The organism is Aeromicrobium sp. CTD01-1L150, assembly GCF_041951745.1.
Classification (GTDB): Bacteria; Actinomycetota; Actinomycetes; order Propionibacteriales; family Nocardioidaceae; genus Aeromicrobium.
In genome coordinates this window covers 1,766,404-1,785,779 of sequence record NZ_CP169555.1, presented here as the reverse complement: position 1 = coordinate 1,785,779, position 19,376 = coordinate 1,766,404, and the positions used below count along the sequence as shown (strand labels likewise).

The 19,376-nt window shown below is 70.4% G+C and carries 21 protein-coding genes and 1 riboswitch; all 21 genes read right to left on the bottom strand.

The window, feature by feature from the left end:
• Positions 1-4 precede the first annotated feature (4 nt).
• The 21 genes from argG to fmt all read right to left on the bottom strand — a co-directional run bounded on the left by argG (position 5) and on the right by fmt (position 19,217).
• Positions 5-1,432, bottom strand: coding sequence for an argininosuccinate synthase (argG, locus tag ACEVFP_RS08850; protein ID WP_375003414.1), 1,428 nt, complete (start codon positions 1,430-1,432; stop codon positions 5-7).
• A gap of 271 nt (positions 1,433-1,703) precedes the next feature.
• Positions 1,704-4,256, bottom strand: coding sequence for a phenylalanine--tRNA ligase subunit beta (gene pheT, locus ACEVFP_RS08845; protein ID WP_375003413.1), 2,553 nt, complete (start codon positions 4,254-4,256; stop codon positions 1,704-1,706).
• 43 nt (positions 4,257-4,299) lie between these two features.
• Positions 4,300-5,403: a phenylalanine--tRNA ligase subunit alpha gene (gene pheS / locus ACEVFP_RS08840; protein ID WP_375003412.1), complete on the bottom strand. Its 1,104-nt coding sequence runs from the start codon at positions 5,401-5,403 to the stop codon at positions 4,300-4,302.
• Positions 5,404-5,452: 49 nt separating this feature from the next.
• Complete coding sequence (locus ACEVFP_RS08835; RefSeq protein ID WP_375003411.1) at positions 5,453-6,523, bottom strand: ATP-binding protein; 1,071 nt, start codon at positions 6,521-6,523, stop codon at positions 5,453-5,455.
• 9 nt (positions 6,524-6,532) lie between these two features.
• Entirely contained in the window at positions 6,533-7,246 is a 714-nt protein-coding gene (locus ACEVFP_RS08830) for a 3-keto-5-aminohexanoate cleavage protein (RefSeq protein WP_375003409.1), read from the bottom strand.
• A complete protein-coding gene (locus tag ACEVFP_RS08825) occupies positions 7,243-8,064 on the bottom strand; it encodes a TrmH family RNA methyltransferase (RefSeq protein ID WP_375003408.1) in 822 nt (273 codons plus the stop codon). The genes ACEVFP_RS08830 and ACEVFP_RS08825 overlap by 4 nt, the downstream gene beginning before the upstream one ends.
• Positions 8,065-8,084: 20 nt before the next feature.
• Entirely contained in the window at positions 8,085-8,477 is a 393-nt protein-coding gene (gene rplT, locus ACEVFP_RS08820) for a 50S ribosomal protein L20 (protein WP_375003407.1), read from the bottom strand.
• A gap of 32 nt (positions 8,478-8,509) precedes the next feature.
• On the bottom strand, positions 8,510-8,704 hold the full coding sequence (rpmI, locus tag ACEVFP_RS08815) for a 50S ribosomal protein L35 (protein WP_375003406.1): 195 nt from the start codon (positions 8,702-8,704) through the stop codon (positions 8,510-8,512).
• A 1-nt stretch (position 8,705) separates the two neighbouring features.
• Positions 8,706-9,425, bottom strand: coding sequence for a translation initiation factor IF-3 (gene infC / locus ACEVFP_RS08810; protein ID WP_375003405.1), 720 nt, complete (start codon positions 9,423-9,425; stop codon positions 8,706-8,708).
• Positions 9,426-9,600: 175 nt separating this feature from the next.
• Positions 9,601-10,020: a VOC family protein gene (locus ACEVFP_RS08805; RefSeq protein ID WP_375003404.1), complete on the bottom strand. Its 420-nt coding sequence runs from the start codon at positions 10,018-10,020 to the stop codon at positions 9,601-9,603.
• Between the two features lie 73 nt (positions 10,021-10,093).
• The gene (locus tag ACEVFP_RS08800; RefSeq protein WP_375003403.1) at positions 10,094-10,678 is read right to left on the bottom strand and encodes an SseB family protein; all 585 of its coding nucleotides are present in this window, start codon (positions 10,676-10,678) and stop codon (positions 10,094-10,096) included.
• Between the two features lie 10 nt (positions 10,679-10,688).
• A complete protein-coding gene (locus ACEVFP_RS08795) occupies positions 10,689-11,093 on the bottom strand; it encodes a PH domain-containing protein (protein WP_375003402.1) in 405 nt (134 codons plus the stop codon).
• A complete protein-coding gene (gene hisG, locus ACEVFP_RS08790) occupies positions 11,090-11,935 on the bottom strand; it encodes an ATP phosphoribosyltransferase (RefSeq protein ID WP_375003401.1) in 846 nt (281 codons plus the stop codon). The genes ACEVFP_RS08795 and hisG overlap by 4 nt, the downstream gene beginning before the upstream one ends.
• Positions 11,936-12,017: 82 nt before the next feature.
• On the bottom strand, positions 12,018-12,281 hold the full coding sequence (locus ACEVFP_RS08785; protein WP_375003399.1) for a phosphoribosyl-ATP diphosphatase: 264 nt from the start codon (positions 12,279-12,281) through the stop codon (positions 12,018-12,020).
• A gap of 55 nt (positions 12,282-12,336) precedes the next feature.
• Positions 12,337-12,840 carry a 6,7-dimethyl-8-ribityllumazine synthase gene (gene ribH, locus ACEVFP_RS08780; protein WP_375003398.1) on the bottom strand — a complete coding sequence of 168 codons (504 nt, stop codon included), beginning with the start codon at positions 12,838-12,840 and terminating at the stop codon, positions 12,337-12,339.
• Positions 12,837-14,138, bottom strand: a complete 1,302-nt coding sequence (locus tag ACEVFP_RS08775; RefSeq protein WP_375003396.1) for a bifunctional 3,4-dihydroxy-2-butanone-4-phosphate synthase/GTP cyclohydrolase II — start codon at positions 14,136-14,138, stop codon at positions 12,837-12,839. Before ACEVFP_RS08775 ends, ribH begins: the two co-directional genes overlap by 4 nt.
• Positions 14,135-14,785: a riboflavin synthase gene (locus ACEVFP_RS08770; protein WP_375003394.1), complete on the bottom strand. Its 651-nt coding sequence runs from the start codon at positions 14,783-14,785 to the stop codon at positions 14,135-14,137. The genes ACEVFP_RS08775 and ACEVFP_RS08770 overlap by 4 nt, the downstream gene beginning before the upstream one ends.
• Positions 14,785-15,861: a bifunctional diaminohydroxyphosphoribosylaminopyrimidine deaminase/5-amino-6-(5-phosphoribosylamino)uracil reductase RibD gene (gene ribD / locus ACEVFP_RS08765; RefSeq protein WP_375003392.1), complete on the bottom strand. Its 1,077-nt coding sequence runs from the start codon at positions 15,859-15,861 to the stop codon at positions 14,785-14,787. Before ribD ends, ACEVFP_RS08770 begins: the two co-directional genes overlap by 1 nt.
• A 98-nt stretch (positions 15,862-15,959) precedes the next feature.
• A riboswitch (FMN riboswitch) is annotated at positions 15,960-16,090 on the bottom strand.
• 31 nt (positions 16,091-16,121) lie between these two features.
• Positions 16,122-16,787 carry a ribulose-phosphate 3-epimerase gene (gene rpe, locus ACEVFP_RS08760; RefSeq protein ID WP_375003390.1) on the bottom strand — a complete coding sequence of 222 codons (666 nt, stop codon included), beginning with the start codon at positions 16,785-16,787 and terminating at the stop codon, positions 16,122-16,124.
• Positions 16,788-16,995: 208 nt separating this feature from the next.
• Positions 16,996-18,297, bottom strand: coding sequence for an RsmB/NOP family class I SAM-dependent RNA methyltransferase (locus tag ACEVFP_RS08755; protein ID WP_375003388.1), 1,302 nt, complete (start codon positions 18,295-18,297; stop codon positions 16,996-16,998).
• Positions 18,294-19,217, bottom strand: a complete 924-nt coding sequence (gene fmt / locus ACEVFP_RS08750) for a methionyl-tRNA formyltransferase (RefSeq protein ID WP_375003387.1) — start codon at positions 19,215-19,217, stop codon at positions 18,294-18,296. The genes ACEVFP_RS08755 and fmt overlap by 4 nt, the downstream gene beginning before the upstream one ends.
• Positions 19,218-19,376 lie beyond the last annotated feature (159 nt).

The following is a 19,376-nucleotide window of genomic DNA, read 5'->3' as shown; positions in this document are numbered from 1 at the left end:
CGGCTCAGTCGCTGCCGAACTCCATCGCGGCGGCATCGAGCGCCTGCGCAGCGTCGTCCTCCACCGACGGGTTGGCCTCGATGCGCATCGCTCCCCCGGCCGGCAGCTCGCCGAACAGGGTGCCGTTCTCGACGAGGACCTGGCCCTGGTCGAGCGGCTGGCCGGCGTACATCTCCAGCTTGTCGCGGGAGTCGGCGATGTCGAGGTTGCGCATCGTGAGCTGACCGATGCGGTCCGTCGGGCCGAAGGCAGCGTTCTCGGTGCGCTCCATGGACAGCTTCTCCGGGTGGTAGGAGAACGCAGGGCCTTGTGTGTCGAGGACCGTGTAGTCCTCGCCGCGACGCAGCCGCAGCGTCACCTCACCGGTCACCAGCGAGGCGATCCAGCGCTCGACGGACTCGCGCAGCATCATCGCCTGCGGATCGAGCCAGCGGCCCTCGTACATGAGTCTGCCGAGGCGCCGACCATGCTGGTGGTAGCTGGCGATGGAGTCCTCGTTGTGGATGGCGTTGACGAGCCGCTCGTACGCGATCCACAGCAACGCCATGGCGGGCGCCTCGTAGATGCCGCGGCTCTTGGCCTCGATGATCCGGTTCTCGATCTGGTCGGACATGCCGAGTCCGTGCCGTCCGCCGATCAGGTTGGCCTGGTGCACGAGCGCCACCGGGTCGAGCTGTGTGCCGTTGATCGCGACGGGACGCCCGGCCTCGAAGGAGATGGTGACGTCCTCGGTGGCGATCTCGACCTCGGGGTCCCAGAACTTCACCCCCATGATCGGATCGACCGTCTCCAGCGAGACGTCGAGGTGCTCCAGCTTCTTGGCCTCGTGGGTGGCGCCCCAGATGTTGGCGTCGGTCGAGTAGGCCTTCTCCTGGCTGTCGCGATAGGGCAGGCCCCGCTCGAGGAGCCACTCGCTCATCTCGTGGCGTCCGCCCAGCTCCTCGACGAAGTCCGCGTCCAGCCACGGCTTGTAGATGCGCAGCTCGGGGTTGGCGAGCAGCCCGTAGCGGTAGAACCGCTCGATGTCGTTGCCCTTGAACGTCGAGCCATCGCCCCAGATCTGCACCCCGTCCTCGAGCATCGCGCGCACCAGCAGCGTGCCCGTGACCGCCCGGCCGAGCGGCGTCGTGTTGAAGTAGGCCCGGCCGCCGGAGCGGATGTGGAAGGCACCGCAGGCAAGGGCGGCGAGTCCCTCGTCGACCAGCGGCCCCTTGCAGTCGATAGAGCGCGCGAGCTCGGCGCCGTACTGCATCGCCCGCCCGGGGACCCCGGAGATGTCGGGTTCGTCGTACTGGCCGATGTCGGCGGTGTAGGCGCAGGGGATGGCCCCCTTCTCGCGCATCCAGGCGACGGCGACCGAGGTGTCGAGACCTCCGGAGAAGGCGATGCCGACCTTGTGGCCGGCCGGGAGCGTGGTGAGAACCTTGGACATGACGCATAGTCTTGCACAACCATGCAATTTCGTGCACATCGCCTCCGGTCGCGAGCCACTCCCGCACCGCTCGCGAGCCACTGCGGCACCACCCGGGAGTCATTTCGGCACCGCCCGGGAGTCACTGCGGCACCGCCCGGGAGTCACGTCATCCCCTCGCACCGCGAGGCGGACGGGTGGCCGGTCCGCAAGCGACTCGCCACACGTCACTGAGTGACTCGCGACGGGTGACGCAGTGACTCGCCACGTGTGACGGAGTGACTCGCGAGGGTCAGGTGCGCAGGGTGGCGCCGGCCGCCTCCGCGGCTGCCACCAGGTCGGCACGCGCGGCACTGATCTCGGTCTCCGAGAGCGTGCGGTCGCGAGCCCGCAGACGCAGCGAGAACGCGAGCGAACGACGGTTCTGACCCACCTGCTCGCCGGTGTAGACATCGAAGAGCCGGACCGACTCCACCAGGGCGTTGGCCTGCTCCAGAGCCTGCTGGACCCGCGCGGCAGGCACATCGTCAGCCACCACGAGGGCGAGGTCCTCCTTGACCACGGGATACGCCGAGAAGTCCGGTTTGGGCCCGACCTCCGGCGCAGCAGCCAGGAGCACGTCGAGATCGATCTCGCCGGCGACGGCCCGCTCGGGCAGGCCGTGCGCGCGCACGACGTCAGGGTGCAGCTCACCGGCGTGACCGATGACTCTGCTCCCTGTCGCTCCCGGTCCGCCATCCCCGGCGGGACCGTGGAGCCAGAAAGCGGCGCAGCGGCCCGGGTGGAACGGTGCGTGCTGTGCCTGCTCGACCGTGATGCTCACGTGCAGGGCATCGGCGAGACGTCGGCCCACAGCGATGGCGTCGGCCCACGTGGCGTCGCGTCCGGGCCCCGCCCAGCCGCGACGCTCACGCTGGCCCGCCAGAGCCCATGCGGCATGGAACGGCTGCTCGGGCAGGGCGGCGTCCAGGGCGTCCAGCTCCGCGGGAGTGGGGCGTCGATCGACGCCGTAGATCGGTGCCTCAGGAGCACCAGGACGCGGTGTGAAGACGCGTCCGACCTCGCTGATCGCGACGTCCTCGTGGCCCCGTCCGACGTTGAGCGCCAACGCCCGTAGGACCCCGATGAGCAGCGTCGTGGTGAGGCCCGGCTCCTGGGCCGACAGCGGGTTCTCCAGCAGGACCTGGCGGCGCCGTGCGTCCTCGACGGGGACGCCGAGACGGTCGAGGTCCGCCGGGCCGGCGAACGGGAAGGTCTTGACCTCCGTCAGGCCCGCGCCGGCCAGGACGTACCCGACCCGGCGCCGCAGCTCCTGCGAGCGGGTCAGCCCCCGACCACCGGGCGCCGTGGGCAGCACCGAGGGGACCTGGTCGTACCCGACGACGCGCAACGCCTCCTCCACCAGGTCGTAGGCATCCACGAGGTCGAAACGCCAGCTCGGCGGTGTGGCCGTGATCGTGAATCCGTCGGTCTCGACCTCACAGCCGTTGCCCTCGAGCGCCACCACGACGTCGCCGGAAGCGATGTCTACACCCGAGACGCGAGCCGGGAGCGACGCGGAGATCGTCACCGGACGACGGCCGGGCGCCTCCCCCACGACGGTGAGTCCGTCGTCGATCGCGCCACCGCCGTGCTCCACCAGGAGCTCGGCCACTCGGCGCGAGGCCACTGCGGCGAGCTCGGGGTCGACGCCACGCTCATTGCGCTTGCCGGCCTCCGACGTCAGCCGGTGACGCCGTCCGGTACGAAAGACGGTCGTCGGGTCGAAGTGCGCGGCCTCGATGACGATGTCGGTGGTGGAGGCGTCGATCTCGGTGCTCGCGCCGCCCATGACCCCGGCCAGGCCGATCGGGCCGCTGTCGTCGCAGATCAGCAGATCGGCCGGATCGAGTGTCCGCTCGACGTCGTCGAGCGTCGTGAGGCTCTCCCCTTCGGCCGCACGTCGCACCGTGATCGGTCCGTCCAGCTTGGCGCGGTCGTAGGCGTGGTTCGGCTGGCCGAGCTCGAGCATGACGTAGTTGCTGACGTCCACGGCGAGCGAGATGGACCGCATGCCGGCCTGTTCCAGGCGACGCACCATCCACGGCGGCGATGGGCGCGACGGGTCGAAGCCCGTGACGACACGGGCAGTGAAGACCGGGCAGGCGCCGGCGTCATCGACGCGCACCGGGTATCCCTCGCCCCTGGTGGCCGGATCGTCCACGAGCTGGGCCGGGTCGGAGAAGCTCAGCCCGAACGCCAGGGCCGTGTCCCGCCCGACGCCCCGCATGGAGAGCGCGTAGGCACGATCGGGGTTGACCTCGAGGTCGAGCACCTCCTCGTCCAGGCCGAGAAGGGTGATCGCGTCGTCACCGGGCTCGGCGCTGCCAGGCTCGAGCACGACGATGCCGTCCGCCGTGGTGGCATCATCAGGCAGGCTCAGCTCGCGCGTGGAGCAGATCATCCCGTCGGAGACGTGACCGTACGTCTTGCGGGAGCCGATCTCGAACCCGAGCGCTGCCAGGTACGTGCCGGGCAGCGAGACGACCACGAGATCGCCCACGCCGAAGTTGTGCGCACCGCAGACGATGCCCCGGGAGGGCACGTCCTGCCCGGGCGCGTCGGGCACCGACAGGTCGTTGTGGCTGCCGACGTCGACGCGACACCAGTTGATCGTCTTGCCGTTCTTCTGCGGCTCGGCCTCCAGCGCCAGGACACGGCCGACCACGAGGGGGCCGGACACGCCGGCGCCGATGATCTCCTCGAGCTTGAGGTCGTAGGCGGTGAGCCGGGTGGCCAGCACCTCGGTGCTGACGTCGGCCGGCAGGCCGGTGAGCTCACGCAGCCAGGTGACGGGAACCTTCACGACGAGACCTCCGGCGACAACAGGCGGATCAGACGGGGCGCACTCACAGTCCCACCCCGAACGGCTCGGTGAAGCGGACGTCGCCGTCCCACAGGTCGCGCAGGTCGGCGATGTCGTAGCGGCTGGTGATGGTGCGATCCAGGCCCATGCCGAAGGCGAAGCCGGAGTAACGCTCCGGGTCGACGCCGCAGGCGATGAGCACCCGCGGGTTGACCACACCGCAGCCACCCCACTCGATCCAGCCCTCACCGCGGCAGGTGCCGCAGTCGGCGACCGCATCGGGGTTGCCCTGGCAGACGTAGCAGAGCAGGTCGACCTCGGCACTGGGCTCGGTGAACGGGAAGTACGACGGCCGGAAGCGCGTCGTGATCTGCTCGCCGTAGATCGCTGCGGCCAGATGGTCGAGCGTCCCCTTCAGGTGCGCCATCGACAGACCCTCGTCGATCGCCAGCCCCTCGACCTGGTGGAAGACGGGCGCGTGTGTCGCGTCCGGCTCGTCGGTGCGAAAGACCCGGCCGGGGCACGCGATGTAGATGGGAGGCTTGCGCGTCAGCATGGTGCGCGCCTGCACGGGCGAGGTGTGGGTGCGCAGGACGAGCGCTGCCGTCGAGGGCGAGACCCAGAAGGTGTCCTGCATGGTGCGCGCCGGGTGGTCGGGGCCCAGGTTGAGCGCATCGAAGTTGAGCCACTCCGCCTCGACCTCGGGGCCCTCGGCAACCTCCCACCCCATCGCGACGAAGATGTCGGCGACATGGTCCTGGATGGTGGTGAGGGGGTGGCGGGAGCCGACCGGCTCGATGTCCGTGGGCAGGGTGACGTCGACGGTCTCCTCGATGAGTCGACGCTTCTCCTCCAGCGCCTCGAGCTCGGCGGTGCGGGCAGCAAGCGCCTGGTTCACCGCTCCCCTGGCCTGACCCACCCGCTGACCAGCCTCCTTGCGAGCCTGCGGGGGCAGGGCGCCGATCTCCCGGTTGGCGAGGGCCAGCGGGGAGCGGTCGCCGACGTGCTCGAGGCGGGCCTGCTTGAGCTCGGCGAGGGAGCCGGCGTCGGCGATCGCGGCCAGGGCCGCCTCACGCGCACGCTCGACCTCGTCGGCACGCAGCGGCGTCACCTCGACCGGGTCGTAGTCGGAGTTCGGCGCGGACATGCGGTCCTGTCGTCGGAGGGTCGGGGACCGGACCAGTCTAGTGAGGGGGTCAGTCGGTGAGCGCGTCCGGCTCGTTGACGGGAAGCCAGACCCGGATGTCGGCGCCCTCGTGCTCGCCGTCGAGGATCTCCACCCGACCACCGTGGGAGTCGACGATGCCACGCACGATGTACATGCCGAGCCCGCTGCCGGCGCCCGAGCCCGCACGCCAGAACCGGCTGAACACGCGTTGACGCATCTCCTCGGGGATCCCGGGCCCCTGGTCGTGGATCTCCACCACCACACCCGCATCGTCGGTCCCCCCGGCCGGTGACTCCCCTGGCTCCGTGGCGCGCACCCGCGCCTCGCGCAGGCCGTGCCCGTGGCGCACCGCGTTCTCCACGAGGTTGGCGACGACCTGGGTGATGCGGTCGGCGTCGCCCCAGACGACGGGGATGTCTCCGATCACCACCGGCTCCAGGGCCTCGGAGTTGCCGGCACCCATGGAGACGCTGACCAGCACCGAGCGCACGATGTCGGCCACGTGCACCGGGCCCTGACGCAGGGTGAGGCGACCGGCATCGATGCGGGCGGCGTCAAGCAGCTCGGTGATGAGGCGGGTCAGGCGGTCGGCGTCGGCGTCGACCGTCTCGAGCATGAACTGGCGCTGCTCGTCGGAGAACCGGTCCCACTTGCTCAGCAACGTGGAGGTGAACCCCTTGATGCCGGTCAGCGGTGAGCGCAGCTCGTGCGCCACGGTGGCGACGAGGTCAGAGCGTTCGCGATCGCGCTGGTTGCGGATCCGGGCGTTGCGGACGCTGACGTAGACCGCCGTCACGGTGCCCGCGGGACGGTCCCGGACCAGGCGCGCGGTGATCAGGTACTCGCTGCCGCGGGGCGACCACCACGACTGCTCCGAGATCCTCCTGCGGATGGCGAGCCCGTCGTAGGGCCGCACGGAGTCGTACCAGCTGTTGCCGTTGAGGTCGTCGAACGGGATGGCGTCCTTGAGGTGCATGCCGATCATCTCGCCCGGCTCGGCCCGCGCCATCTTCTCGACGCGCGGGTTGACGTACTCGACCCGCCCGTCGGCGTCGGCGATCACGACCCCGTCGGGGAACGCGTCGAGTCGACCCACCATGGAGGCAATCTAGTACGGAGTGCGTGCACCTCGGCGCAGAGCGAGCCCGACCAGCGCGGCGTTGTCCGCCACGAGCTCTCCGTCCGGCCCCTCGAGGACGTCCTCCAGACCGATCCGTGAGGCGACTCCTCGGGCGACGGCGAGGTCGATGATCGGCCAGGTGGAGCGCCCCTCACCGTGCATCAGCACCGGGACACCGCTGGGCGCCACCAGCTCCAGGAGCTGTACCGCGGCCTCCTCCTGGTCCGGGAGGTCGGCGAGCTCCAGCAGCACGAGCGCGGTGTGCTCGCGCCAGGGGGAGGCCAGCCAGCGCTCGGCGTCGGCGGCCGTCCACAAGCCCGCGTTGATGGCGATCCCGCGGGTGTGGAGTGCCTCGCAGACCGGCTCGGCCTGAGGCTCGTGCCAGTTGACCGAGGCGTGGTCCGGAAGGACCTGCCAGTCGGCGATCGCCGCGACGGCGGACCGGCAGCCAGTCCATGCCCAGGCGCCCGTGGTGACCCCGACGGGCACGTCGACCCGCTCGCGGACGGCACCGACCCAGGTGGCGACGTCATCGGCCGCGAGACTGTCCCGACCATCGGCCGTTCGTGGGTGCACGTGCAGGTCGACGGCACCGGCCTGCACGGCCCGCGCCGCCTGCTCGGCGCACTCCCGAGGCGTCCGCGCGACACCGGGATGCTCCTCGACGTCGCGCGAGCCGTTCACGCAGCACTGCAGTCTCATGTCCCCCCGCTCGTCGAGGCCAGCGCCTTCGCACTGGCGTACAGGCAGACAGCGGCTGCTGTCGCCAGGTTCAGGCTCTCGGCACGACCGAGGATCGGCACGGCGACCGCACGATCGCTGGCCTCCAGCACCTCGGGGGGTAGCCCATGCGCCTCGTTGCCCATGAGCCACGCGGTCGGTCGGGCGAGGTCCAGGGAGGCGTCGAAGAGATCGACGTCGGCCGAGCCCGTGGTGGCCAGCACCTGGACGTCACGCTCCTGCAGGGCAGCGAGCGCGCCCCCGTGCGCACCGTGCACCACGACGGGCAGGTGGAACAGGCTCCCGGCGCTCGCCCGCACGGCCTTGGGGTTCTGCGGGTCCACGCTGTCGCCCGTGAGGATGACGGCATCGGCCCCGGCAGCGTCGGCGCAACGGATGACGGCACCGACGTTCCCGGGGTCACGGATCTCGTGACACAGGAGCACCAGACGCAGCTGACGCGGCAGGGCGTCCAGGCCGGCGACGACGTCGCGGCACACGGCCACCAGACCCTGCGGCGTGACGGCGTCGGCCACCTCGGCGACGACATCGTCGCCGACGACGCTCCAGGTGACGCCGCCCCGGTGCGCGAGCTCGCCGACATCGGCATGGCGCTCGCCGGCCTCGGCCGTGGCGAAGACCTCGGTGACCGTCCCGGGAAGCTCCAGGGCCTCCCGGACGGCCTGGGGACCCTCGGCGAGGAACTCACCGGTCTTGGCCCGGAACGCACGAGTGGCGAGCCGTCGAGCATACCTCACCCGTCCGCTGCGGACGGTGAGCGCATTCTCGAGGCTCGCCACGTGCGTGGTCGCTACGACGTTCAGGCCGCCGCGTCGTCCTTGGGGGCGTTCACGTCGGCCGGCAGGTTGTCCTTGGCGACCTGGACGAGAGCGCTGAACGCGGCCGGCTCGTTGACGGCCAGCTCGGCGAGCATCTTGCGGTCGACCTCGACGCCCGCGGCCTTCAGGCCCTGGATGAAGCGGTTGTAGGTCATGCCGTCGGCGCGAACCGCGGCGTTGATGCGCTGGATCCACAGGCGACGGAAGTCGCCCTTGCGAGCCTTGCGGTCGCGGTAGTTGTAGACCAGCGAGTGGGTGACCTGCTCCTTGGCCTTGCGGTACAGGCGCGAACGCTGCCCGCGGTAGCCGGCGGCGCGCTCCAGGGTCTCGCGGCGCTTCTTCTGTGCGTTGACAGAACGCTTGACGCGTGCCATGTCAATACTCCTTCGAACGATTCGGGGCGCGGTCAGCGACCGAGCAGCTTGTTGACCTTCTTGGTGTCGGCCTTGGCCACGTCGACCGTTCCGGCGAGCCGGCGCGTGCGGGTGCTGGGCTTGTGCTCCAGCAGGTGACGTCGGTTGGTCTGCTCACGGCGCAGCTTGCCCTTGCCGGTGATCTTGACGCGCTTCTTCATGCCCGAGTGGGGCTTGAACTTCGGCATCTCATGCCTCCATGTCTGGGTCGAGGTTCTCGGAGCGACGCTTGGGCTTCTTGGGCGTCGCGGTCTTCTGTGCGGCTTCTCGGTGGGCCTTGTCCGCGGCTGCCTCGGCCTCGCGTTCAGCAACCTTCTCGGCGGTGGTCTTGGCCTTCTCGGCCTTGACCTCGGCCTGGGCCTCGGACTTCTTCTTCAGCGGTGCCAGCACCATCGTCATGTTGCGGCCATCCTGACGGGGATGTGCCTCGACGACGCCCAGGTCGTCCACGTCCTCCGCGAGCTTCTGCAGCAGCCGGTACCCGAGCTCGGGGCGGTGCTGCTCACGACCGCGGAACATGATCGTGATCTTGACCTTGTCGCCCGCCTTGAGGAACCGCACGACGTGGCCCTTCTTGGTGTCGTAGTCGTGCTGGTCGATCTTGGGGCGGAGCTTCATCTCCTTGATGATGGTGTTGGTCTGGTTGCGTCGTGACTCGCGTGCCTTCTGGGCGGCCTCGTACTTGAACTTGCCGTAGTCCATGAGACGGCACACCGGCGGCCGGGCCGTGGGGGCCACCTCGACGAGGTCGAGGTCGGCCTCGGCGGCCAGACGAAGGGCATCGTCGATGCGGACGATGCCGACCTGCTCGCCGCTGGGTCCGACGAGACGAACCTCCGGTACGCGAATGCGGTCGTTGACGCGCAGCTCTGTGCTGATGGATCCTCCTGGGGTCTGTGGGGAGGCCACGAAAAATGGCCCCCGTGCGAAACGGAGGCCACCGGTCGCGCCGACGGCGGGCAGGCCGGCGACGCTGTCGACCGGGCGAGCCGGTCGGCTACCCCTCGATCCTCGAACCGAGCAGGTGGGAGGTGGGCCTCCACTTCACGCACCAGCATAGCAGCGCGTGCTCACGCTGGGGAAATCAGCCGTCGCCGGCTCGTTCGGCATTCCACCTGGCCCGCTCCTGCCGGCTGAGCAGCACACAGAACTCGTTGCCCTCCGGATCGGCCAACGTCACCCAGCCCGAGCCCGGCCCGTAGATGCCCCGATGGTCCGCCACCGTGGCGGCCCCCAGCGCGAGCAGCCGCTGGACCTCTGCCTCCTGGAACCGGTCGGACGGTCGCAGGTCGAGGTGCAGACGGTTCTTGAGCTCCTTGGCCTCCGGCACCTCGATGAACAGGATCACGCCGGTCCCGTCCGGCTTGGAGATGGCGCACTCCTCGTGCCCGGGCTCATTGGGGTCCGCGGGATCCTCGACGTAGTCGAGCACCTGCTGCCACCACCGCGACTGCGCATACGCATCGTGCGCGTCGATGGACAGGTGGGAGATGAAGGAGACCATGACCCGACAATACGACGACGCAGCCCCGCCGTGGCCTGCCCTGCAGCGCAGGCTCTCGTCGCCACGGGTGCGATCAGGCCCCGGGAGCGCGCACCCAGGCCAGGGAGTCGGCCGTCCGGACCAGCCGGTCCCCGGCCGCGAGGTGCTGCACGTCGTTGGTCTCGACGACGCTGAAGTGCGGTGAGCCGAGGTCCAGCAGCAGGGCCGAGGCCCCCTCGGCCAGCGCTGCCACGGCAGCAGCCTGCCCCCAGACCGGTACCGGCCGAGCCTCGGGGTTCCACGCGGCCATGGTGGTCAGACTGCTGAACGTCAGCAGTGCTCTCCGCCCGTCAGCGCCCGTCATCAGGACTGCTGCCATGTCCGCGTCCTTGTCTGTGCCCTTTGCGGCCCACGGCCCCGCACCCCCGCTAGCGCCCTCCGCGGCCCACGGCCCCGCACCCCCGCCAGCGCCCTCCGCGGCCCACGGCCCCGCACCCCCGCCGGGATCTTCTGCGGCGCCCTGGTCGCCGAGGGTCGCCACGATCGGCACGAAGACCCGCACCGACCCCAGCACACTGAGCACCGCGACGTCGTCACCGAGAGCCTCCGCGAGCGCGGGATAGGCCAGGCCGTCGTCGTCGGGGAACGCCGGCTCGGCGAGGGACGGGCCAGGAGTCATCGGAACCACCTCACGGAATCCTCCTGACCAGATCCTCGACGATCTTGCGCGTGTCGTCGCTGCCCTGGATGCCGAACAGCATCACCCGCTCGTCGTCCTTGGTGACCAACGTCGGCCACGGCGCTCCCTCGTTGAAGGAGAAACCGAGCACCTGGTCCCAGGTCAGCACGTGCCGCCGGAAACCGTTCACGACCTCGATCTCCCGATCGTCGACCCGCACGTAGCTGCGACCGATGCCGTGCAGGATCAGCATCATGGCTGCGACACACCCGTAGAGCGTGAGCGCCTGCGACAGCGACACCTGGGCACGGATCTCCGCCGGCAGCCCGACGGTGATCGCCACCGACATCGCCACCAGCGCGACGCAGCCCCCATAGGCCACGTAGCGGGTGCCGCCGGGTCGGTGGGTCGTCACACCCGACACGCCAAGATGTCCGTGACAAGAATGCCCCGGGCCCCGAGCACGTACAGCCCGTCCATGATCCTCTGGGCGGCGTCGCGCGGCACCATCGAGCGCACGGCGACCCACCCCTCCCGATGAAGGGGCGAGACCGTCGGGGACTCGATGCCCGGCGTCAGCTCGACGGCCGCCTCGACGTTCTCGACGCGGATGTCGTAGTCCATCATCACGTAGGTCCGCGCGACGATGACGCTGTCGAGACGCCGCTTGAAGACCTCGTAGGCTTCGGCCTCCGGCGCTCCCTCGCGGGTGACCAGCACCGCCTCGGAGACCAGGATCGACTCCCCGAAGACCTCCAGGTCAGCCTGGCGCAGGGTGCTGCCGGTCTCCACGACGTCAGCGATCGCATCGGCGACACCGAGCCGGACCGACGACTCGACGGCACCGTCCAGACGCACCACCGTGGCCGAGATCCCGCGCTCCTGCAGGTAGGCCTCGACGACGATCGGGTAGGACGTCGCGATGCGCTTGCCGTCCAGCTGGGCGATGTCGGTCATGGACCCGCTGGGCGCAGCGAAACGGAACGTCGAGGCGCCGAAGCCCAGGCCGATCTGCTCGGTGGCCGACGCCTCGGAGTCCAGCAGCAAGTCGCGGCCGGTGATGCCGACGTCCAGGGTGCCCTCACCGACGTAGACGGCGATGTCGCGAGGGCGGAGGTAGAAGAACTCGACGTCGTTCTCGACGTCGATCATGACGAGGTCCTTGGAGCTGCGGCGCTGGCGGTAGCCGGCCTCGACGAGCATCTGGCTCGCGGCCTCCGACAACGCGCCCTTGTTGGGCACGGCGACTCTCAGCATGGTGGTGACTTTCCGGTGGGGGTGGCGGACCCGCAGGCCACGGCAGCGGACGGGTCCTCGGTGGAGTCGGCTCCCGCTGCCGTCACAGGTGGGCGTACACGTCGTCGAGCGTGATGCCACTGGCGATCATCATGACCTGCGCGTGGTAGAGCAGCTGACTGATCTCCTCCGCCGTACGCTCCGGTCCCTCGTGCTCGGCGGCCATCCAGGACTCGGCAGCCTCCTCGACGAGCTTCTTGCCGATCGTGTGCACACCGGCGTCGAGCTCGGCGACGGTGCGTGATCCCTCAGGGCGGGTCTGCGCCTTGTCGGCGAGCTCGGTGAAGAGCGTGTCGAAGGTCTTCATGACACGGCCAAGTCTAGGGCCAGCATCCGGCCGAGCGACGCGGGCGTCCCCGAAGTCAGCGATCGGCCCGGCCACCCAGGGCAGTCTCCGCCAGGACCGAACGGAGCGTCACCAGCGTGGCCAACGCCGCCTCGGCGGCCTCTCGTCCCTTGTCCTCGCTGCTGTCGTCCAGCCCGGCCCGGTCGAGGGCCTGCTCCTCGGTGTCGCAGGTGAGCAGCCCGAAGCCCACCGGGACACCGGTGTCCAGGGCGACGCGCGCCAGACTGTCCGTGGCCGCCGAGGAGACGTACTCAAAGTGCGGGGTGCCGCCGCGAATGATGACACCGAGCGCGACCACAGCATCGAACCCCGCGCGGGCGCAGGCCTGCGCCAGCACCGCAAGCTCGAACGAACCGGCGGCGCGCACCAGGGTCACGTCGGTGACACCACCGTCGGCCAGCGCCGTCCGGGCGCCCGCGATGAGCCCGTCCATCACCTCCTCGTGCCAGCTCGATGCGACGACGGCGACTCGCGAGCCGCTCGCGTCGACCTCCAGGCTGGGGGCTCCGTGTCCACTCACGACGTGCTCTCCTCACTCAGGGACTGCTCGCTCAGGCCGGGAAGATCATGGCCCATGCGCTCTGCCTTGGTCTGCAGGTACCGGATGTTCTCCGGCGTCGGCACGATCTCGATGGGCAGACGCTCGGCCACCTTGACCCCGTATGCCTCCAAGGCCGAGGTCTTGCTCGGGTTGTTGGTGAGCAGGCGCACCGACTCGACGCCGAGGTCACGCAGGATCTGTGCCCCGGCGGCGTAGTCGCGCTCGTCCTCGCCGAAGCCCAGCCGCAGGTTGGCGTCCACCGTGTCCTCCCCGCCGTCCTGCAGCTCGTAGGCCTGCAGCTTGTGCAGCAGCCCGATGCCACGTCCCTCGTGGCCGCGCAGGTAGACGACCACCCCGGACCCCTCGGCGATGATCTGGGCCATCGACGCCTGCAGCTGCGGCCCACAGTCGCAACGACGCGACCCCAGGACGTCGCCGGTCAGGCACTCGGAGTGGATCCGCGTCAGGACGGTGTCTCCCGCCGCCCACGGCCCGGCACCCCCGCCGGCCCTGTCGGTGCCGTCGGTCCTGTCGGTCTCGTCGGGGGCTCCGTACACCATCGCGATGTGCTCCGCGCCGCCGATGCGGTCGCGGAAGCCGTACGCGGTGAACTCGCCGAACTCCGTGGGCAGGCGCGTCGTGGCCAGCCGCTCCACCTGCGACTGGTGCAGCCGCAGATGGACCTGTAGGTCCTCGATCGAGACGAGCGCGATGTCGTGCTCGTCGGCGAACTCACGCAACGCAGGTGCACGCATCAAGGTGCCGTCGTCGTGGATGACCTCCCCGATCACACCGGCCGGAGTGAGTCCCGCCAGCCGTGTCAGGTCCACGGCCGCCTCCGTGTGACCGGCACGCTCCAGCACACCGCCGTCCTTGGCCCGCAGCGGCAGGATGTGACCGGGCATGACGAGCTCGAACGGCTCCGTCGCGGAGTCGGCCAGCACACGGCACGTACGCGCGCGGTCGGCAGCGGAGATCCCGGTGGTGATGCCGTCGCGAGCGTCGACCGAGATCGTGTACGCGGTCCGCATCAGCTCACGGTTGTGCGGCGTCATGAGCGGGATGCCGAGCCGGTCCAGCACGTCCCCGGTGATCGGGGCGCACACGTAGCCGCTGGAGTACCGCACCAAGAAGCCCATCAGCTCCGGCGTGGCCTTGCTGGCGGCGAAGATGATGTCGCCCTCGTTCTCACGGTTCTCATCATCGACCACCACGACGGCCTTGCCGTCACCGATGTCGGCGATCGCTCGCTCGATGCTGTCCAGGCGCACGCTCATCGCTGCGCTCCCTTCCCGAGCAGGCGCTCGACGTACTTGGCGAGGATGTCGACCTCGAGATTGACGCGATCCCCCACGGCGAGGCCACCCAGGGTGGTGTCCGCGAGCGTGGTGGGGATCAGCGAGACGGAGAACCAGGCACCTGCGTTGTCGGCCGCCCCCGGCCCGGGCGGGGCATCGGCGACCTCGACCACCGTCAAGGACGTACCGTCGACGGTGATGGAGCCCTTCTCCACGACATAGCGCGCCAGGTCCTCGGGCAGGGAGAACCGCAGGACGTCCCAGTGCTCGGCACTCTCGCGCGACAGCAGGCGGCCGGTTCCGTCCACGTGGCCCTGGACGATGTGCCCGCCCAGACGCCCCCCGGCAGCCACGGCACGCTCGAGGTTCACCTCGTCGCCGACGTCGAGGGAGCCCAGCGACGTCCTGGCCAACGACTCGGCCATCACGTCGGCACTGAACGTGCCCGGCTGCGCCGCCGCGATGGAGGGGACCGCGACGGTCAGGCAGCAGCCATTGACACTGATGGAGTCACCGTGCCCGGCGCCGGAGGTCACCAGCGGTGCACGGACCGTGAGCCGCGCAGCGTCGCCGAGGTCGTCGAGGGCCACGACCGTGCCCTTCTCCTCCACGAGTCCGGTGAACATCAGGGCATCTCCTCTCGTGGTGCCCGGCCCGGCGTTCCGATGATGCGGATGTCCGGCCCGATGCGGGTCAGGTCTGTGATGTCGATGGGGCGAATGTCGGCCAACGTCGTGGCCTCGCCCTCCAGGGCGGCGCGACCCGACCCCAGCATCGACGGGGCGATGTACCCGATGACGCGGTCGATCACGCCGGCGTTCCAGAAGCCACCCGCCAGACGCGGGCCCCCCTCCAGCCAGACGTGACGGATGCCCTCCTCCACGAGCCGGGCCAGCACAACGTCGGGATCGCGGTTCTGGATGAGCAGCGTGGGCGCCACCCGGTCGAACACGCGGTAGTAGCCCGGGACCTGCGTCTCCCCCACGACGACGCGCAGCGGCTGGCGCGCGTACGGCAGCGGCAGGTCCGACTCGTCGCGGACGCTCAAGCGAGGGTCGTCGGCGAGCACCGCGCCCGTACCGGCCATGACCGCATCGACCTCGGCCCGGAAGGTCTGCACGTCACGCCGCGCGACGTCGCTGGTGATCCACTTGCTGCTGCCGTCGGGCGCCGCGCTCAGCCCGTCCAAGGTGGCGGCGTACTTCCACGTGACGAACGGACGACCGGTCGTGACTGCGTGGGTCCACTCGCGGTTGAGTGCCTCGGCCTCCTCGGCCAGCACCCCACCCTCGACGTCGATGCCGGCTGCGGCGAGCCGGCCCGCTCCCCCGGCGGCGGCAGGGTCGGGGTCGGACTGCCCGTGGACGACCCGCGTCACGCCCGCCTCGATGAGGGCCTGCGTGCAGGGACCCGTGCGCCCGGTGTGGTCGCACGGCTCCAAGGTGACGACCGCCGTGGCTCCCCGGACGTCGCGACCCGCTCCACGCGCGGCCTCGATCGCGGCCACCTCGGCGTGCGGGGTCCCGGCGCCCTCGTGAGCCCCCAGAGCCAGCTCCGTGCCGTCAGGGCCCAGCAGGACACATCCGACGCGAGGATTGGGCAGGGTTCGGTCGGTGGCACGGGCGGCGTCGAGGGCACGACGCATGGCCTCCAGCTCGACACCGCGCTCATGCCGGGCCCGCGACTCGTTCTCGGTGGCCATGTGCTCCTCCGCTCGGTGCTGGCGCACCCCGGGGGCGGGCGGGAGGAGGGACACCTGGTCTCGACCACGTGCCGACCAACAGTCCGCACCGCTGCGGACCGCGTGCGCCTCCCATCCGGACTTTCACCGTCGGTACCGGAATTCCACCGGTTCAACCGGATCCCTTGCGGGAACCGGGTCGCGGACTATGACCGCCGGCTCGGAATTACACCGATCCCGGAGCACGCGAGCAGTTGCTCGTCATCACCGATCCTACCGGGTCAGGACGACGACACCGACGCTGCGGTCTCACGCAGTGAACGGACCATCGCCTCTGGGTCGTCCGCCCCGAACACGGCGGAGCCGGCGACGAACGTGTCCGCGCCCGCCTCGGCGCAGCGTTCGATGGTCTCCAGGGAGACGCCGCCGTCGACCTGCAGCCAGAGTCCGCCGCCGGTGTTGTCGATGAGCTCGCGGGCCCGTCGGATCTTGGGCAGGCACAGGTCGAGGAACTTCTGGCCCCCGAAGCCGGGTTCGACGGTCATGACGAGGACCATGTCCAGCTCTGGCAGCAGGTCCTCGTACGGCTCGATCGGTGTGGCCGGCTTGAGCGCCATCGACGCGCGGGCACCCTTGGCCCGGATCTCACGCGCCAACCTGACGGGGGCAGCGGCCGCCTCGACGTGGAACGTGACGCTCCCGGCGCCGGCCTCCACGAACGACGGTGCCCAGCGGTCCGGGTCGGCGATCATCAGATGGGCGTCGATGGGCTGCGACGCCACCTTGCTGAGTGCCTCGATGACCGGTGCACCGAGCGTCAGGTTGGGCACGAAGTGGTTGTCCATGACGTCCATGTGGAGCCAGTCGGCGCCGGGGATGCGCGCTGCCTCGGCCTCGAGGTTCGCGAAGTCGGCGTTCAGCAGGCTCGGTGTGATCTGGATGCCCATGTCCGGAGCGTAGCGAGCAGGATCCCCGCGAGGAACGAGCGGGGATCCTGCGAGCGAAGCGCAGGAGGTCGAGTGCCCCGCTGGGCGCACCTCGCGCGAGGAACGAGCAAGAGGTACCCCAGCGGGGTGTACCGAGACCTAGGAGCGCAACGAGGAAGACTCACGCCCCCGCGAGGGCCCAGCGGGATCGGGACCCGACGGTCCAGACCTAGAGTCGCCGCAGGACGGCAGCGAACATCGCATCAGTGCCGTGGACGTGGGGCCACCACTGGCGGGTCGACTCCACCGCGACGTCGTCGCGCCGGCCCGTCACGGCCTGCAGGACTCCGGTGGTCTCCGAGCGGTGTGGTGAACAGGTGGCGTAGACCGTCACGCCGCCGGGGCGGGTGAGCTCGAGGGCCCGGGCCAGCAGCTCGCGCTGGAGCCCGACGAGCACGTCCAGATCGTCCGGCTGGCGACGCCAACGAGCCTCAGGCCGTCTGCGCAGGGCACCCAGCCCCGTGCACGGGGCGTCGACGAGGACTCGGTCGAAGGAGCCGGGTCGCCACGGCCCGTGGCGGCCGTCGAACACCGTGACCTCGACGTTGTCCAGTGCCCGCACGCCCCCGCGCACCAGCTCCGCCCGATGGTGCTGCACCTCGTTCGCGACGAGGTTGGCTCCCTGCTGCGCGGCCAGTGCCCCGATGAGCGCAGCCTTGCCTCCGGGGCCTGCGCACAGGTCGAGCCAGCGGGCGTCGCTGCCGGGGGCGCCGGGGCGGTGCTCCAGCCCGGCCTCGGCGAGCAGGATGGCCACGAGCTGGGATCCCTCGTCCTGGACCCCCGCACGCCCGTCCCGGACCGCCGGGATCGATCCGGGATCACCAGCGTCGAGGATCTTGGCGTACGGGGAGTGCTCCCCCGGCATGCCCGGAAGCTCATCGGGCTCGCACAGGCCCGGCCGGGCCACGAGCGTGACCTGAGGCGCGGCGTTGTCGGCCTCGAGAAGAGCATCCAGGGTGTCGTCGTCCGCGGCGCCACCCTCGGTGAGCGCGTCCCGGAACGCCTCGATGATCCAGCGTGGGTGGGACGTGCGCACCGCGCGGACGTCATCGGCGTCCAGACCCTCGGTGACCTCCTCGAGCCACACCTCGAGCCGCTTGGCACCGATCCGACGCAGGACCGCGTTCACGAAACCGACCGGCTTGTGGCCGAGCTCTCGCCGCACGACGTCGACCGTCTCGGAGACGGCAGCGTGCGCGGGCACCCGCATGGACAGCAGCTGGTGGGCACCCAGACGCAGCGCGTCGCGGACCGGAGGGTCGAGCGGCCGGGAGACGAGCCGGTCGATGATCGCGTCGTAGGTGGCCTGACGCCGGATCGTGCCGTGCACCAGCTCAGTGGCGAGAGCAGCGTCGCGACCGGTGACGCGATGCTCGGTCAGCATCCCGGGCAGGGTCAGGTTGACGTAGGCGTCCTGCTCACGGGCGGCGCGCAGGACGAGGAAGGCGATCGTACGGACCGGGTCGCTCATGTGAGGACTGCGCCCTCGGCCAGGTTCGTGCCGCGGGCCCAGTCAGCGGCCGCCATGGGGCGCTTTCCGTGGGGCTGGACCTCGGTGAGGACGACGTCGGTGGTGGCTGTTCCGACGCGGACCTCGCGCTTGGTCACCGCCACGTGGCCCGGGGCGAGCGTGTCGTCGCCGGTGACGGTGACGGGTGCGACCTTCAGCCGCAGGCCGTCGAGCTCGGTCCAGGCGCCGGGTGCCGGTGTGCAGCCTCGGACCTGACGGTCCACGGCGAACGACGGGCGGGACCAGTCGACATGGGCGTCCTGCGTGGTGAGCTTGGCGGCGTGCGAGACGCCGTCCTCGGGTTGGCGGACCGCGGCGATGTCGCCGACCTCGATGTGGTCGAGGGCATCCACCAGCAGCCGGGCCCCCTCGAGGGAGAGCCTGTCCAGCAGGGTCCCGGCGGTGTCGTCGTCACGGATGCGTTCGGTGACCGCGCCGAGTACCGGGCCGGCATCCAGCTCCTCGACCAGGCTGAAGACCGTCGCGCCAGTGACCTCGTCGCCGGCCATGATCGAACGCTGGACGGGAGCAGCGCCCCGCCAGGCGGGCAGGACGGAGAAGTGCAGGTTGACCCAGCCATACTCGGGCACGTCGAGCGCCTCACGGCGCAGGAGCGCCCCATAGGCGACCACCGGGCAGCAGGCCGGCTCCAGTGCGCGCAGCCGCTGCAGGAAGTCCGGATCGGTGGCGCGTTCGGGCTTGAGCACCTCGATCCCGTGCTCGACGGCTCGCTCGGCCACCGGGCTCGGTGCGAGGGTGCGTCCCCGACCGCGACGGGCATCGGGCCTGGTCACGACACCGACGACGTCGTGCCGGCTCGCCACCAGTGCGTCGAGCGACGGCAGGGCGGTCTCCGGGGTTCCTGCGAACACGATCCTCACGGGCGATGAGTCTAGGCCGCTCCCCTGATCCGTTGATCGGTGCCTGAGCAACCGAACAGACCCTCCAAGGTGGTGATCGGTGCCGTACCAACCGAAACGACGATCATTCGGTTGCTGAAGCACCGATCAGCAGACCATCGCCTGTTTCGGTTGGTACGG

What these genes read in the sequence shown, in the direction of transcription:
- argG (WP_375003414.1), bottom strand. Translation starts at nt 1,432, where the DNA reads ATGTCCAAGGTTCTCACCACGCTCCCGGCCGGCCACAAGGTCGGCATC.
- pheS (WP_375003412.1), bottom strand. Translation starts at nt 5,403, where the DNA reads ATGTCCGCGCCGAACTCCGACTACGACCCGGTCGAGGTGACGCCGCTG.
- ACEVFP_RS08835 (WP_375003411.1), bottom strand. Translation starts at nt 6,523, where the DNA reads ATGGTGGGTCGACTCGACGCGTTCCCCGACGGGGTCGTGATCGCCGAC.
- ACEVFP_RS08830 (WP_375003409.1), bottom strand. Translation starts at nt 7,246, where the DNA reads ATGAGACTGCAGTGCTGCGTGAACGGCTCGCGCGACGTCGAGGAGCAT.
- rplT (WP_375003407.1), bottom strand. Translation starts at nt 8,477, where the DNA reads ATGGCACGCGTCAAGCGTTCTGTCAACGCACAGAAGAAGCGCCGCGAG.
- rpmI (WP_375003406.1), bottom strand. Translation starts at nt 8,704, where the DNA reads ATGCCGAAGTTCAAGCCCCACTCGGGCATGAAGAAGCGCGTCAAGATC.
- ACEVFP_RS08805 (WP_375003404.1), bottom strand. Translation starts at nt 10,020, where the DNA reads ATGGTCTCCTTCATCTCCCACCTGTCCATCGACGCGCACGATGCGTAT.
- ACEVFP_RS08800 (WP_375003403.1), bottom strand. Translation starts at nt 10,678, where the DNA reads ATGACTCCTGGCCCGTCCCTCGCCGAGCCGGCGTTCCCCGACGACGAC.
- hisG (WP_375003401.1), bottom strand. Translation starts at nt 11,935, where the DNA reads ATGCTGAGAGTCGCCGTGCCCAACAAGGGCGCGTTGTCGGAGGCCGCG.
- ACEVFP_RS08785 (WP_375003399.1), bottom strand. Translation starts at nt 12,281, where the DNA reads ATGAAGACCTTCGACACGCTCTTCACCGAGCTCGCCGACAAGGCGCAG.
- ACEVFP_RS08775 (WP_375003396.1), bottom strand. Translation starts at nt 14,138, where the DNA reads ATGAGCGTGCGCCTGGACAGCATCGAGCGAGCGATCGCCGACATCGGT.
- ACEVFP_RS08770 (WP_375003394.1), bottom strand. Translation starts at nt 14,785, where the DNA reads ATGTTCACCGGACTCGTGGAGGAGAAGGGCACGGTCGTGGCCCTCGAC.
- ribD (WP_375003392.1), bottom strand. Translation starts at nt 15,861, where the DNA reads ATGGCCACCGAGAACGAGTCGCGGGCCCGGCATGAGCGCGGTGTCGAG.
- rpe (WP_375003390.1), bottom strand. Translation starts at nt 16,787, where the DNA reads ATGGGCATCCAGATCACACCGAGCCTGCTGAACGCCGACTTCGCGAAC.
- ACEVFP_RS08755 (WP_375003388.1), bottom strand. Translation starts at nt 18,297, where the DNA reads ATGAGCGACCCGGTCCGTACGATCGCCTTCCTCGTCCTGCGCGCCGCC.